Here is a 16,633-nt window from a genome sequence, read left to right on the forward strand (position 1 = left end):
TCACAGCCTTTTACACACCGGAACCGGTGGTAACGGCCATGCAGGAATCCTTGCAGCTACCGGGAATCCGTCCGGGACGTTTTCTTGACCCTTCTGCCGGAACGGGCATGTTTATCAGTGGCTTAAAGGATGTATCCGAAGTCCATTGTTTCGAGAAAGACAAGCTCACGGGAAAAATCCTCTCATCCCTCTATCCGGAAAGCAGAGTGACCATAGACGGTTTCCAGTCCATACAGCCCTATTATAATAACTACTTCGATATGGTTTCATCCAATATACCGTTTGGAAATACCAGAGTTTATGACCGGGATTTTGACCGGAGCGAAGACGTCGTGCGTAAATCCTCACTTGCTGCCGTACATAACTATTTCTTTCTCAAAGGTATGGATACGTTACACGAAGGCGGGATACTGGCCTATATCACGACTTCGGGCGTCATGGACTCGCCACAGAACCGTCCCGTCAGGGAATGGCTGGTGAACCATGCCAATCTTGTTTCAGCCATACGTCTGCCGGACAATCTGTTTACCGATGCAGGTACGGAAGTGGGCAGCGACCTGATCGTATTGCAGAAGAATACCCGAAAATTGGAACTGACCGAAAAGGAGCGGAGCTTTATCGAGACCCGCATCATATCCGGCGGTATCCATATCAACAACAGCTATGCCGATTTAGACCATATCGTCCATACTTCCGTATCTATGGGCAAAAACATGTACGGACAACCGGCCATGAATTTTATTCATGAAGGAGGTGTCGGCGCCATTTCCGAACATCTCAGGCAGTTATTGGCACAAGATGTGGAGAACCATCTTGACCGGAAACTTTATGATGACAATCTATCCCGCTCAAACAATTCCACCATCCTCAAAACGGAGTTTGAGACACTATTGGAAACAGCAGGAGAGGCAGAACGGCAGGAGGTACAGGAAAAAAGCCCCGCACAGTCCTATGAACCCATGCTCAACCTGTTTGCCGCCTATGCGGATGAAGAGCAAGCGGAGGTGCAAGTCGTAGAAAGCAGACCTTCACCAAGCCGGGCACCGTCGGTATCCCGCAAAAAGAAAGGGAATGAACCGGAAATGTTCAATCTTTTCTCCCAAGAGAACATGTACGATGAAGCCGCCACGCAGGAAGACCTGACCGGGGAACGGGCGGCAGCGGAAGCAAAATGGCAGGAGCGCAGACAAAAATTCGAGGAAGAGCGGAAGAAAGAAATGGAACCACGACCGTTTACCGGAGAGATACGTCCCGAATACAAGAACGGCTCCATCGTGAAATCGGGTGAGCAATACGGATATTTAAGGGGGGTGGGTACTCCCGAAGCACAATTCCATCCGCTTAAACTGACAGTCACCCAACAATACCGGGCCGCCTACTATATCCCGCTCCGTGAAGCCTACCACAATCTCTACAATAAGGAAGCCGAAACGGAAACCGAACAGCCGGAACTACGGGAAGAACTGGTCAAGCGGTATGACAGTTTTTACCGCATGTTCAGGGAATTGAACGGAAAGGACAATGCCAAGTTCCTGTTGATGGATGCCGGAGGACGGGAAATACTGTCATTGGAACGTTCCGTTAACGGCAAGATACAGAAGGCGGATATCTTTTCTGTTCCCGTATCGTTCAACGCCAATGAAGTGACACATGTGGATACACCGCAGGAAGCGCTTGCGGCATCCCTGAACAAGTTCGGGGAGGTCAATCTGGAATATATGGAAAATCTCAGTGAAACAGGCAGGCAGGAACTGCTCACACAACTGGAAAACCGTATCTTCTACAATCCTATGATGAAGAACTATGAAATCAAGGACCGTTTCATAGCGGGCAATGTAGTGGCCAAAGTCGAATGGATAGAGAACTACCTGAAAGACTATCCCGATGACGACGCAAGCAAGAAATCATTGGAAGCCTTGCAGAAAGCCATACCGGAGCCGATCAGTTTCGAACTGCTTGATTTTAATCTGGGAGAAAGGTGGATACCCGTATCCGTATATGAAGAGTTTGCCGGTTATCTTTTTGAGGCAAAAGCCCATATCCACTATACGGAATCCATCGACGAGTTCAGTGTGAGTTTTGAAGAAACGAACGCGAACATCACCGACAGATATTATGTGAAAGGGGAAAAAAGAGGTTATTACGGAAACGACCTGCTGAAACATGCGCTGCACAACACCGTCCCCGACATAACCAAGACCGTTCAGGACAAGGAGGGCAATGACATAAAGGTACGTGACGCGGAGGCCATCCAGCTTGCCGACACCAAAATCAACGAGATACGCTCCGCCTTCACCGGCTGGCTGAACGAGCAGCTGCCCGAGTTCAAGCAGAACCTTGCGGACATGTACAACCGCAAGTTCAACTGCTATGTACGTCCCGATTACGACGGCTCCCTACAGAGTTTCCCGTTCCTTGACCTGAAAGGACTGGGCATACCGTCCCTGTACGACAGCCAGAAGAATGCCGTATGGATGCTGAAGATGAACGGCGGCGGTATAATCGACCATCAGGTAGGTACCGGCAAAACCCTTATCATGTGCATAGCCGCCTTTGAAATGAAACGACTCGGACTGGCGAACAAGCCGATGATTATCGGACTCAAAAGCAATGTGCATGACATAGCCGACACGTTCAAGAGAGCCTATCCGAACGCCAGAGTGCTGTATCCGGGCAAGGAGGACTTTACACCGGAGAAACGTGTCGGAATATTCCATGACATCAAAAATAATAACTGGGACTGTATCATCCTGACACACGACCAGTTCGGAAAAATACCCCAATCTCCCGAAATACAGCAGGAAATATATACGCAGGAAATAGACAGCATCGAAGAAAATCTCGCAGTATTCGAGCAGCAGGGCAATGAAGTGAGCGGCTGGATAAAGAAGGGGCTGGAAAAAAGAAAGGAAAACCTTGAGGCCAAACTTGAAAAGCTGGAACAGGATATAAAAGACCGGACGGATGACGTGACCGATTTCAGGCAAATGGGCATTGACCACCTCTTCGTTGACGAATCGCACAACTTCAAGAACTTGATGTTCAATACACGCCATGCAAGAGTTTCCGGTCTGGGAAACCCCGAAGGAAGCATGAAGGCCATGAACATGCTTTTCGCCATCCGTACCATACAGGAGCGTACAGGGAGGGATTTGGGGGCCACTTTCCTGTCCGGTACGACCATCTCCAACAGCCTGACGGAACTCTATCTCCTTTTCAAATATCTCCGTCCGAAGGAAATGGAGCGGCAGGGGATCACCTGTTTTGACGGCTGGGCGGCCGTCTATGCGAAGAAAAGCACGGACTTTGAATTTTCCGTGACCAACCAGGTCGTGCAGAAAGAGCGTTTCCGCTATTTTATCAAAGTGCCGGAACTCGCCAATTTCTATGCGGAGATAACCGATTACAAAACGGCCGAGGACGTAGGGGTTGACAGGCCGGAACTCAACGAGCAACTCTATCACATACCGCCCACTCCCCAACAGGAGATTTTCATTCAGAAACTGATAAAGTTCGCTGAAACCGGGGATGCGGCCTACATAGACAGAGAACCTTTGTCCAAGGCGGAAGAAAAGGCACAGATGCTGATCGCCACCAACTACTCGAACAAGATGTCGCTTGACATGCGGCTGATAGACCCTGAATACGGCGACAGTCCGGGAAACAAGGCGTCCCATTGCGCGGCCAAGATTGCGGAATATTACTATAAATATCTCGACCAGAAAGGCACACAGTTCATTTTTTCAGACTTGAGTACCTATAAACCCGACCAGTGGAACATCTACAGTGAGATAAGGCGCAAACTCGTGGAAGACCATAATATTCCGGAAAAGCAGATAAAGTTCATTCAGGAAGCAAACAGCGACAACGCACGCAAGGAACTGTTCAGGGACATGAACTCGGGCCGCATCCGTTTTCTTTTCGGTTCCACACAGAAACTGGGTACGGGTGTCAACGCACAGGAACGGGCCGTGGCCATCCATCATCTGGACATACCCTGAAGGCCGTCCGACCTGGAGCAGCGCAACGGACGTGCGGTGAGAAAAGGCAATATCATCGCCAAGCAGTACGCCGGCAACAAGGTGGACTGCTATATCTATGCGGTGGAGAAGTCACTGGACAGCTACAAGTTCAACCTGCTGCAAAACAAGCAGGTGTTCATCAACCAGCTCAAAAGCCGCAATCTGGCCACCCGTACCATTGACGAGGGGGCGATTGACGAAAACGGAGGCGGCAGTTTCAGCGAATACGTGGCCATCCTTTCAGGCAACGACGACCTGCTGGAAAAGGCGAAGCTGGACAAGAAACTGGCGGTCCTCGAAAGCGAGAGGCAGGCATTCCACCGTAACAAGGGAAACGCGAAAGGCAAGCTGAATGAAAGGACTTCGGGAATAGAAAAAAACAATGCCTTTACCGGGCGTTTCACCAGGGACTGGGAATATTTCAACAAGGTGGCCCCCGCAGATGCGAAAACCGGACTCCGTCCCAATCCCCTGAAACTGGACGGTGTGGACTCGGACAATATCGAGGTACTCGGCAACCGGCTTGCCGCAATCAACCGGAATGCCCGGACGGAGGATGACTATATGAAAATCGGTACTCTGTTCGATTTCCGTATCCTTGTCCGTACCGAAAGGATCTGTGAGGGGGACATGCAGGCTTTGCAGAACAAATTCATGGTCGAGGGGCTGGACGGCATCAAATATACCTACAACAACGGTTATATTGCCAAAGACCCGAAACTGGCCGTCATGAACTTTATCAATGCGCTGGAACGCATTCCCGCCATGATAGAGAAACGGGAGAAGGAGAACGCGGAGCTGTCGAAGGACATCCCGGTCCTTCAGGAGATTGTGGCGGCCTCATGGCCCAAGGATGCGGAAATCAAACGTCTGAATGAAGAGCTTGCCACACTGAACCGGAAAATACAGCTTACCCTTAAACCGGCAGGCGGGCATGAAAGCGGAACGGATGACGGACCGGAGATGAAAGGAGAGAAAGCGACAGGCGAAAGTGACGATACACCGGACCTGCCACGGAAGGCAAGGCATGTACCCTCAATGGAAATTGTCGCCCCGACAAACGGGCTGAAAAAAATATCCTAAGTTTCCCGCAAAAAGCCGCTTTTCAGGAAATGACAAAGGTATGGCCGGCACCCGGATAAATCCGGCCTGCCGGCCATACTCTTGTCTGTAATGGGAAGAAGGGCACTCCGTCATTCCTCTTCCTCAAAGGAAAGGCTCTCCACCTGTCTGTTAATAACCTTCCAGTCAATGGAATCCTTCAGATTGATTATATCCACAATCGAATAATGCCTGGTCCCGTTCTCCTCTTCCGCAAAACGCAGACGTCCGCTCAAACGCTGCTTCTCAATCTCTGCCGGATCGAGGTTTATCAGCTCACAAACCTCATCGGGCAGCATGGAGAGTTCTACACAGTTGTCCTCGCAGATATGTTGCAGCACGGCCAGCATGTTGAGGGACTTCTTGTAACTTCTCACGAGTGCGGCGAACGAGCCGCTTTCAACCTTAATCATCTTTCTCATAACCTTTTATTTTTAGAGTGTTCTTCTTTTTCCAGCAACATGGCACGCAGCACGTCCGAACGGCGGTAGTAAATCTTCCCCTTGTCACGGTGGAAAGGCAACGAACCGTCATTACGGCGTCTTAGAAGTGTCCTGTCGGACATTTTGGTAAGCAGGCGCACGCCTTTTGAATCCAGTATCTCGCTGTCAGGCAAGTTATGTATGGCAGGAGCCAGTAACTTTTCAATGTTGGTTACTTTGGCGAGTATGGTACTGAGCATGTGGGTCATCTGTCCACCCGGTGCAGTTCTTCTGTTATTCATAATGACCTTGTTTTTATTGTTTATGGTGCAATATTACGGAGATATTACAAGGTCATTGGTTACTCAACCGTTGAGCAACCGCCAAAAAGAGACAGAAAACGACAAGCCGGGACAAAAAAATAGCCGGGAGGCTCTGTTCCCGGCTATTTTATGACAGGTAAGTATCAATAAGCACATTTATGTTTATTAATGCTTTAATAATCAGATTTATATAAGAAATAATCAAGGAAATATTTTGTTATATCCCCAATATTTCCTACTTTTGTATGTGAGTTATTTGAAACTATGCAAAGCAGTGTAACCCGAAGCAGGACTTCCATATCCAAATCGTTACCTGCATCTTTTAAGCTCTCTATATTTTACTTATCTTCAGAGAGTTATATCGAAATATATAGTTTTTAATATGAGAAAAATACATTTAAAGAACTGTCAGAAAGTAATTCTCATGGCAGTGGTAATGTTTTGTACTTTGAGTAGCTTATATGCTCAAGTAGGACAGACAGTGACAGGTGTTGTAAAAGACACTGAAGGAGAACCGCTGATTGGCGTTTCTGTATTGGAAATTGGTACATCTAATGGCGCTATTACTAATTTGGATGGACAATATACGTTAACTTTGACAAAAAACAAATCGGTATTGGCTTTCTCTTACATAGGCTATACTAAGCAGGAGATTTCCGTCAGCGGACGTAAAAGTATTATTGTTGTGATGAAAGAAGATGCAGTAGGCTTACAAGAAGTTATCGTTACAGGTTACGGGAAAACTGTAACTAAAGATAAGTTGACAGCTGCTATTTCTAAAGTTTCTTCCGAAGTATTGGAGAGGGGAGTACGTGCCAATCCGTTGACGGCTTTGGCCGGTACTGTTACTGGTGTACGTGTTACGCAGACTTCCGGTCAGCCGGGGTCAGGACCTTCTATTCAAGTTCGTGCCGGTGCTTCTTTGAACGGTAAAGGTAGTCCGTTATATATTATTGACGGTGTACAAAAGGATGATATGAACGATATTAATAGTAATGATATTGAGTCTATCGAAATTTTGAAAGATGCTGCTGCAACAGCACTTTATGGTGCTCGTGCCAACAATGGTGTAGTGTTAGTAACTACTAAGAGCGGTCATGTCGGTAAAACTACCATTACTTTGAATGTAAATGTAGGTAAAGGCTTTGCTCGTGACAACTACAATTTCCTGAATGCCCGTGATTATCTATATTGGGAACGTATGGCTGCAAATCGTAGTGGGGATGACCTGAACCTTGTTAATGGTTGGGGTACGGGGAATGATATTACAGCCGATGGAAATCAGACAGCCAGTGGTATTTACAGTACGACTATTCTGACCGATAAGAATAAATATTTGCTGGATTACGGTTGGCAGTCTATGAAAGACCCGGTTACCGATAACTATCTGTTGTTCAAGGAAACTAATATGCGTGATTTGAATATGCAGGACGCTTGGACGCAAGATTATAATATTTCTTTCTCGGGTGGTAATGAAAAAGGAAAGTACTATTCAAGTATTGGATATTATGATGAAACAGGCTTTCCATTGGAATCTGGTTATGAGCGTTTATCTTTTAATTTGAATGGTGAATACAAAATTAAGAATTGGTTGAAAGCTTCCGGTTTTGTAAACTTTTCTCGTTCCGAAACAAATCCTAACTATATGAGTGATGCTAATTTTTGGAGCGTAGTACCTGCCGTTCCACCTACTTTCAAAGGTGCCAACATGGATGGAACGGTCATTAAATTGATCAATAATACTCAGAATGCCAACTGGAATGAGATGAAGAACTATTACTATCGTAGGAATACAGCCTACAAGACAACTTTGGGTACTTCATTCCAAATAGACCTTATGAAAGGATTGAGCTTGAAGTTGAGTGGTATGTGGTATCTTCATATGGTTGAAAAAGAATCTTTCAACAAGGAACTTCCGAATGGTCCGGGTAAAGTGGATTCTAATCGAAAGGCTTCTGCCGACTATGCACGTCGCCTAGATCAGACTTATAATGCTATATTTAACTATAATACTTCTTTTGGCGATCATAGCATCAGTGCCGTAGGTGGTTTTGAGATGATAGATAAGTATAATTTCGGTCTTAAAGCATCCGGTCAAGGAGCTACTTCTGATGATTTTATCGGATTGCAGTTCACAGAACCTTTAGATGCCAATGGAAAGTCCACTCGTAATATGTCTACTACTCATACGCAGGAACGTATTATGTCTGGTTTCATCAATGCATCCTATGACTATAAAAGTAAGTATTTGTTCTCTTTCTCTGGACGTTATGACGGTTATTCTAAGTTGGTAGACAATCGTTGGGGATTCTTTCCTGGTGTGAGTGCTGCATGGAATGTGTATCGTGAAGAATTCATGGAAAAGTATCTGGATATATTTTCTAATATGAAATTACGTATGGGATATGGACAGAATGGTAATGTAAATGGTATCGGGCTGTATGAGTTGCAAGGGAGCTATGCTAATGCCGGTAATTATAATGGTGTGTATGGTTTGTTGATAGATGACATTGCTTACCCTGGATTGCGTTGGGAAAAAACAACTTCGTTTGATGCAGCAATTGAATTAGGTTTATTCAATAAGGTCGATTTTAGTGTAGGTTACTTCAATAAGAAAACTACCGATTTGATAGCTGATGTGCCTTTGTCTGCTTCATCTGGTGTGGGTTCTATGAAAACCAACAACGGTGCGGTACGCAGCCAGGGTATGGAATTGGAAGTGAATTATCGTATTTTTGATCGTAAAGATTTTAAGTGGAATGTAGGTGCTAATGTTACGTTTGTTAAGTCTAAAGTGCTGAAATTACCTGATAATGGTAATGAAAACAATCGTCAGGGCGGTACAGAGGTCTATAAAGGTAAGGGCAGTAATGAAACAGTGTGGAGAGGCGGTATACAAGAAGGACAATCTTATGGTGACATTTATGGTTTTAAAATGACACATGTTGTTCGTGATGAAGCAGACCTTGCAAATTATGCTTATTACGTAGACAAAGTTCCTTCTCAACCAGTATACGGTCCGGCGGCCTATGCTCAATTAACTGTTGAGCAACAGAAGAATGCCCAGAAACTGGCTCCCGGTGATGCTGTATGGTACGATGTAAATGGTGACGGTATCATTGATACGCACGACCAGGTAAAGTTTGGTAACTCCATACCTAAATGGATGGGTGGTTTTAATACTTCTGCTTCTTGGAAAGGACTGACTCTCTTTGCTCGTTTCGACTATGCACTAGGATATAAGAAGTGGAATAGCGGTTATCAATATTTCATGGGAATAACATCCGGTTCCTTTAATGTTCCGGAACTCGCCAAGAAAACATGGACAGAAGATAATCCTACAGCAGGATTGCCGGTATTAATGACTAATGATACTAATTTTAAGAAAAACTATACTCGTAATACTTCTTTGTTCTGGGAAAATGCTGCTTATCTGTGTGCTCGTGAAATCTCTTTGAGTTATGACTTACCTTCACAGTGGACAAAGAAAGCTATGATGGAGAAGGTAACGGTAACGCTCACCGGGCAGAATCTGTTTTATGTGACGAGCAACAATCTCTATACTCCCGAATATGATTCTAAAAATAATACCAAGGATGACGGTAAGGGCGGATATGCTTTGCCTAAGACTGTATTGATGGGAATAAAGGTTGTGTTCTAACTTTACTAATATTAAAATCATAAAGAAAGATAGTATTATGAAAAAGATAAAATACATATTCTTGATATTGTTGATAGGAGCCATACAGTCATGTGATTACTTGGACTTAAGTCCGGTAGATTCCTATGGCATCAGTAATTATTGGAGTACAAAAGATCAGGTGGAACGCTATGTTCGTGGCTTACATTATCGTCTTCGTGAGCGTCAAGAGATATTTTTCAAAATGGGGGAACTCCGAGGGGGAACATTTGTAGGAACGAGCTCCTCTCTTTTTAACCAATCTATCAGCGATGTTGCGGCAGTGAATAATAACCTGACTGTAACCAATTCTGTTATTACCAACTGGGGCAATTTCTATATGGATATTATGCAGATTAACCATGCTATCCAGTCTGTTCCAGATACAGATGCTCTGAATGAAACAGAAAAAAACTACTATATGGGCATACTGTACGGGTTGAGAAGTTTTTATTATTTCCACTTATTCCGTACTTATGGTGGGGTACCGTTGATAGAGACAGCACGTGTGATGGATGGTAGTTTTACTCCTGCCGATTTGAATCAGCCCCGTGCTACAGAAGAGGAAATTTACGCTTTTTTGGTGAAGGATATAAAGACATCGGACGATTATTTTGAAAAAGATGACTATACGATTAATTCTACGGACAAGAGTTCTTATTGGAGTAAAGCGGCAACCAAAATGCTTAAAGCAGAGATTCTGCTATGGGGATGTAAAGTAAGACCGATTGGCGGTGCTAATGTTTTCTCTAAGGATGTGTCTGCCGATTTGACTGCTGCCAAGCAAGCATTACAAGACGTTATAGATTCGGAGAAGTATGGCTTTGCCTCTACAACAAGCTTTGCGGATGTATTTGATGTCGCTAAAAAGGATAATAAGGAAATGATATTTGTAGTCCGTTACCTATTGAACGAAAAAGAAAATTTCTTTAGTAAATTCTTATATCCTACAAACACCAATTTGGTAGGTTTCCAAGATGCTGACGGTAATGTGTATGCTGGGGATAATGTGAACCCTTTGAATCTGAATGGCACCGCTTCTAATTTTCAGTATACCAAGGCTCTCTTTGATGAGTTCAGTAAAGATGATATTCGCCGTAGTACTACATTTTTTGATGTGTATAAAATAGAAGGCGGAGATGCAGCTATTCTTTTGACTAAGTTTATGGGTGAAATGGATAATGATACCCGCCGTTTCACTAATGACTGGCCTATCTATCGCTATGCAGATTTACAATTACTGTTGGCTGAGATAGTGACTATGCAAGGTGGCGATCCTACTACTTATATCAATAGTATTCGTCAACGTGCTTATGGCGATACTTATGCTAACCATAAATATCCGCAGTCAGGAGAAACGGCTGAAGATGCCATCCTAGAAGAACGTACGAAAGAATTTGTAGGTGAAGGTAAGCATTGGTATGACATTCGCCGTATGAAAGACGGTGATTTGGCTAAGGCTCTTCAAATCAACGTTACGGGTGACTTGGTAGAGAAACATTTGTTGTGGCCTATTGACGCAGCAGTGATGTCTAAAGATCCTCAGGTAGAACAAACACCGGGCTATTAAACCGCTTGTCGGGTGAAAAGTGAGTTTATTATAATTCATTAGAAATACTAAATCATAAAAAGATGAAAAAACAATATACATTTCTGGTCTTAGGACTCTGCGCAGGGCTTTTTACAACTGCATGCAGTGACGATGACTATACAAATGACTTTACACGTCCGGCAGGAGGAAATCAGATTTTCTTTAATTGTCAGTCACAGCTGGATGAAAACAATAAGGTAATTTGGGCGGCAGACAGCAAGATTGGTCTCTTTTGTGAACAAACAGAAACCGTTAATTTGGCTGTTGGTCTTGCGGCTCCTTTTGTAGGGAAGACTGAAGGTTTGTTCTACACACAGGTAGTGTGGAATAAAGAGGTGGGTGAGCATACTTTCTATGTATATGCACCGTATAACAAGAATAATACTTCTGCAAAAGCTATTGCCGGAACATTAAGTAATTCACAATTGCAGTCGGGTGTTACTAATACTCATTTGATGAATAGTGCTTTGACTTATGCCACGACTACTTCTGCCGAAGTAGAAACAGCTGTACCTATGACTTTCAAGCATGCATTAGGATATATGGATATCAGTTGTAAAACAGCAGCCAAGTATGCAGGTTGGAAAGTAAAGTCCATTGAATTCTCTACAGAAGAGGGGGCTCCTTTGGCAGGTGAGTATAAGTTCGACTTGACAACAGGTCAGTTTGCTATTGCCGAAGGTTCTTCTAAAGTACAGGTGAAAGTGGATAATGCTCCGGAATTAGTGCTGAATGAAGCCTTTCATGGATATATGTCTATAAATCCTTTGGACTTGTCGGCAAAACAATGTAAGGTAACGATAGTGATAGAAAAAGCTGGAGAAGATAATGACTTAAGCTTGACGGGTAACCTTTCTTCTATGAAGATTCTTGCTGGTGAATTTAATACACTGGAAGTAGATATGGATACACTAACTGAAACAGAATTGGGTGATGCTTCTATTGACTTGAGTGCAAATGAAACCGCAAACTGCTACATAGTAGGAAAGGCTGGACAAGAATATCGTTTTAATGCTACGGTTATGGGTAATGGAGCAGTAACTCCGGAAACTACAAATTATGATAGTAGTTTGGGTGTTGCTCCAGGTATAATTCCTTCTCCGTTGGTACCCGTTTCTGCTTCAATTTTATGGCAAAGTGAAAGAAGTTTGCTTTCTGGTGTAAAATTGAAGAATAACTACATTTATTTTACTTTGAATGGCTCTGATAATACTCCATTAGTACCAGGTAATGCTGTAATTGCAGCATATAATGATGCAGGAACTATTGTTTGGAGTTGGCATATTTGGATTACAGATGTGGATTTAAATTCCAAGGTAGAAACGTATACAATTCATAGTGATTTTAATAGCTATGATAAATTGATTAATCCTATGATGATGGATAGAAATCTGGGTGCACTTTCTGCTACATGCTGGTCTACAAATAATGATAACAGCGCGCAAGGTATGCGTTATCAATGGGGACGCAAGGATCCATTTCCAGAAAGAGACAATAGTGCTATGGCTTCAACCACCTTTATGACAACTTACGATAAAGAGAATAATATGATACCATCCTTTATTGGGTTTGTTGAGGGAAATAATAGCAGTTGGTCATATACAGGAACTCCAATCGAATTGGTTGATATTGCTAAATATCCCATGTGCTATATCGGTACAGGAGCTGAAAATTGGCTTAAGGATGGTGGTAATGATTTGTGGGGTAATCCTGCTTTGACATCAAAAGATGCACCTACAAATGATACAGGGCATAAAACTATTTATGATCCATGTCCACCGGGTTATCGTGTACCCCATGCTTATGTATGGACTGGATTTGTTAGTGTTCCAGGAGGAGGTAAATATTCTACAGGTGCTGTAGAAGTGAATCTTGCATCTGGTACAATGACAGAAGTTATAGCTAATGGCGGTGGAACTTTTAGTGTCGGTTCTACTCCTATCTATCCGAATACAGGCTATTTAAATAATGCATCTTCAGGACCGATAATAAAGAACCCTGCTAATAGAGGACAGTCTTGGAGTAATGGCATAATAACTTCAAAAAATGGTTCTTCTTTAATGTACGATAAGGCGAATTTCTTCCCATTAAGATCACAGGCTAAAACATTTGGTTATCCTGTTCGTTGCATGAAAGATACCAAATAGCTATTAGTCTTTAGAAAGATGAGTCTGCCTCAACACTCAGGAATTGCTGTAATAAAATCTTTTCATTAGCTTTGCCAATAGCTTTTGAATAAGACATGGCAAAAAGAGTCTTGAGGCAGCTTTTCTTTTATCCTATAAGGAAAAAATAGTTTCACCGGTAAAAAACTAATGGTTTAATTTGTTGGTACTAAAAGTTTCACTTGTTGGAACTGACAGTTTCAGTTTGAGGAACAAATAAGACATAACATTGCATTTATATTTATATCATAAGCGTCGGTATTATGCCGAATAATAAAAGAACATATTGACCATGAAAAAACTTCGATTCTTATTCCTGCTTTATAGTATTACATTGTTTGGAAATCTGCAAGCTTCCGATACCGTGTTCGTGAAGGAAGCACAGATTCCGGTTCTTTTGGAACGACAGGATAACATTCTTTTCTATATACGTTTGGAAGCTAATACAGCACAGATATTCAATGACGTAGTTTTAAAGTTTACGGGAAATACTCCTATACAGGATATTCAGTCTGTAAAACTCTATTATAGTGGAACGGAAGCTTTGCAAGATTACGGTAAAAAACGTTTTGCTCCTGTATCCTATCTGTCTTTTACTTCACCGGGAAAGACTCTGGCTACTAATCCATCTTATTCTATTTTAAAATCGAAAGTAACGAAACCTGTAAAGAATGAAATAAAACTGGTAGGAAATCAAAGACTGTTTCCCGGCGTAAATTTCTTTTGGGTTAGCTTGCAAATGAAATCTTCAGCTTCTTTGACTACTAAGATCTCTGCAGAAGTAGTATCTGTAAATCTGGATAATAATAAAGCTTCTCTACAAGTGGTATCGCCAAAAGGTATTAAGCATCGTGTAGGTGTTGGAGTACGTCATGCCGGTGATGATGCATCGACAGCTTATCGCATTCCGGGATTGGTAACTACCAATAAAGGAACCCTGCTGGGAGTATATGACGTCCGGTATAACAATAGCGCAGACTTGCAGGAACATGTAGATGTAGGTTTGAGTCGCAGTACAGATGGCGGGCAAACATGGGAGAAGATGCGTCTGCCCCTTGCTTTTGGTGAATATGACGGGCTACCTGCTGCACAGAATGGGGTGGGTGATCCCTCTATTTTGGTAGATACCAAGACTAATACCATATGGATTGTAGCTGCATGGACTCATGGAATGGGTAATCAGCGTGCATGGTGGAGTTCGCATCCGGGAATGGATTTAAACCATACCGCCCAATTAGTAGTGACTAAAAGTATAGACGATGGTAAAACATGGTCTGCTCCAATCAATATAACCGAACAAGTAAAAGACCCTTCTTGGTATTTCTTGCTACAAGGTCCTGGAAGGGGTATTACGATGGATGATGGTACATTGGTTTTTCCTACTCAGTTTATAGATTCTACTCGTGTACCCAATGCAGGAATCATGTATAGTAAAGACGGTGGGGAAACTTGGAAAATGCATAATTGTGCTCGTACCAATACAACGGAAGCACAAGTTGCTGAAGTTGAACCGGGAATACTGATGCTGAACATGCGCGATAACCGTAAAGGAAGCCGTGCCGTAGCAACGACAAAAGATTTAGGGCAGACTTGGATGGAACATGTATCTTCACGTAGTGCGCTTCAGGAACCCGTTTGCATGGCAAGCCTCATCAGTGTGAAAGCTAAAGACAACATATTGGATAAAGACATATTGATATTTTCCAATCCTAATACGACGAAAGGACGTCACAGCACTACCATTAAAGTTAGTTTGGATGGCGGTGTAACTTGGCTGCCGCAACATCAGTTATTGTTGGATGAAGACAATAACTGGGGATATTCGTGCCTGACAATGATTGACAAAGAAACCGTTGGCATATTGTACGAGAGTAGTGTTGCTCAGATGACTTTTCAGGCAGTGATGCTGAAGGATATTGTGAAATAAGTGTGAGGTCGTTGTAAAACTTTAAATTTATGAAGAGATGAAAAAGAGAAATGTAATAATAGGTTTGCTTCTATGCTGGTGTGCCTTGATTACAGCCCAAGTGACGGAATGGTCACCTAATGAGCATAAAGAGATTCGCTCTGACCGTGACGACGGACGCTTCCTTAGTTCTTATGGTGTGGTGCATTCCATGTTGTCTGATATAGAACCGGAGTGTGCTTTTTGTCCGGACATGAGTAAAAGGGAATTTGCCAAATGGCAGAAGAAAGTTCGTAAGTCTATGCAGGAGATTATGAATTTTCCGAAACAACAGGATAACCCTCCGGTTCCCAAGTGTATTCATACAGTACAGCGTAACGGCTATCGGCTTGAAAAGTGGGAGTATTATCCTTTATCCGAATGCGTATCCACATTTCTGGTACTAATACCGGATAGTTTGGTGAAACCGTCGCCTGCCATTTTATGTATTCCGGGTTCGGGCGGCTCTAAAGAAGGATTAGCCGGCGAACCAGGGGTGGCAGCTAAGTTCAATGACGATTATCGTAACCCTAAAGTGACTATGGCACAAAATTTAGTCAAAGCCGGATATATTGCAGTGGCTGTAGATAATCCGGCAGCTGGTGAGGCGGCTGATCTGGAACGGTATGTCCGAGGCAGAAACTATAACTATGACTTGTTTTCCCGTTTCTTGCTGGAAATGGGATGGAGTTACTTGGGATATGCGGCTTATCTGGATATGCAGGTACTTGAGTGGATGAAGTCGCGGCCTTATATCCGTAAAGACCGTATTGTGGTCAGTGGATTTTCTTTGGGTACGGAACCATTAATGGTTTTGGGGGTACTGGATCCCTCTATATACGCTTTTGTCTACAATGATTTTCTGTGTCAAACTCAGGAAAGAGCTTTGGTGATGACCGCTCCCGATAAGAATGGAACCCGTATCTTTCCCAACTCAATCCGGCACTTGATTCCTAATTTCTGGCGCAAGTTTAACTTTCCGGATATTGTAGCCTCGTTGGCTCCGCGTCCTGTCATCCTGACGGAAGGCGGATTAGACCGCGACTTCAATATAATTCGTAAGGCTTACGAAATATCTGGTTATCCATCTAATGTGGAAATTTACCATTATCCTAAATTTGCTGATCCGCAAAAGCGCAAAAAGATTGATAAACTGCCCGAAGGATTAAGTAGGGATGAGTATTTTAATATGGTGAATGTAGATGCGCCTGACCATTATTTTAAATCGGAGCTAGTCATTCCCTGGCTGAAAAAACATTTGAAAGAATAACTGAAATTACTAATTATATTTTAGTCATGAAGAAAATACTATTAGTTATTTATTCATTGCAGTGCTGATAGTTACAGTAACTGCCAATGCTCAGCTGAATAAATTTTCAACGTTT

At 43.2% G+C, this 16,633-nt stretch carries 9 protein-coding genes; 7 read left to right on the plus strand and 2 right to left on the minus strand.

Annotated features, from left to right (window positions below; genetic code table 11):
- The first annotated feature begins 38 nt into the window (after positions 1 to 38).
- Together NQ565_RS08775 and NQ565_RS08780 are read left to right on the plus strand one after the other, a co-directional pair.
- Positions 39 to 4,001: an N-6 DNA methylase gene (locus NQ565_RS08775; protein WP_040315826.1), complete on the plus strand. Its 3,963-nt coding sequence runs from the start codon at positions 39 to 41 to the stop codon at positions 3,999 to 4,001.
- A 36-nt stretch (positions 4,002 to 4,037) separates the two neighbouring features.
- The gene (locus NQ565_RS08780) at positions 4,038 to 5,105 is read left to right on the plus strand and encodes a hypothetical protein (protein ID WP_005655141.1); all 1,068 of its coding nucleotides are present in this window, start codon (positions 4,038 to 4,040) and stop codon (positions 5,103 to 5,105) included.
- A 110-nt stretch (positions 5,106 to 5,215) separates the two neighbouring features.
- Here the strand turns inward: NQ565_RS08780 and NQ565_RS08785 are convergent, their stop codons facing one another.
- Positions 5,216 to 5,545 (minus strand): hypothetical protein, encoded by a 330-nt coding sequence (locus NQ565_RS08785; protein ID WP_005655143.1) that lies wholly within the window; start codon positions 5,543 to 5,545, stop codon positions 5,216 to 5,218.
- Complete coding sequence (locus tag NQ565_RS08790) at positions 5,542 to 5,847, minus strand: MerR family transcriptional regulator (protein WP_005651667.1); 306 nt, start codon at positions 5,845 to 5,847, stop codon at positions 5,542 to 5,544. The genes NQ565_RS08785 and NQ565_RS08790 overlap by 4 nt, the downstream gene beginning before the upstream one ends.
- Positions 5,848 to 6,250: 403 nt before the next feature.
- On the opposite strand from NQ565_RS08790, the gene NQ565_RS08795 reads away from it, so the two are divergent.
- The 5 genes from NQ565_RS08795 (at position 6,251) to NQ565_RS08815 (ending at position 16,518) form a co-directional block, all read left to right on the plus strand.
- Positions 6,251 to 9,529, plus strand: a complete 3,279-nt coding sequence (locus tag NQ565_RS08795; protein WP_005655148.1) for a SusC/RagA family TonB-linked outer membrane protein — start codon at positions 6,251 to 6,253, stop codon at positions 9,527 to 9,529.
- A gap of 37 nt (positions 9,530 to 9,566) precedes the next feature.
- Positions 9,567 to 11,117, plus strand: a complete 1,551-nt coding sequence (locus NQ565_RS08800; RefSeq protein WP_040315762.1) for a RagB/SusD family nutrient uptake outer membrane protein — start codon at positions 9,567 to 9,569, stop codon at positions 11,115 to 11,117.
- Between the two features lie 62 nt (positions 11,118 to 11,179).
- Positions 11,180 to 13,285, plus strand: coding sequence for a fimbrillin family protein (locus tag NQ565_RS08805; RefSeq protein WP_005655150.1), 2,106 nt, complete (start codon positions 11,180 to 11,182; stop codon positions 13,283 to 13,285).
- Between the two features lie 310 nt (positions 13,286 to 13,595).
- Positions 13,596 to 15,230, plus strand: a complete 1,635-nt coding sequence (locus NQ565_RS08810) for a sialidase family protein (protein WP_005655151.1) — start codon at positions 13,596 to 13,598, stop codon at positions 15,228 to 15,230.
- Positions 15,231 to 15,267: 37 nt separating this feature from the next.
- Positions 15,268 to 16,518: an alpha/beta hydrolase family protein gene (locus tag NQ565_RS08815; RefSeq protein WP_005655152.1), complete on the plus strand. Its 1,251-nt coding sequence runs from the start codon at positions 15,268 to 15,270 to the stop codon at positions 16,516 to 16,518.
- Positions 16,519 to 16,633 lie beyond the last annotated feature (115 nt).

This window comes from Bacteroides stercoris ATCC 43183 (assembly GCF_025147325.1).
GTDB lineage: Bacteria > Bacteroidota > Bacteroidia > Bacteroidales > Bacteroidaceae > Bacteroides > Bacteroides stercoris.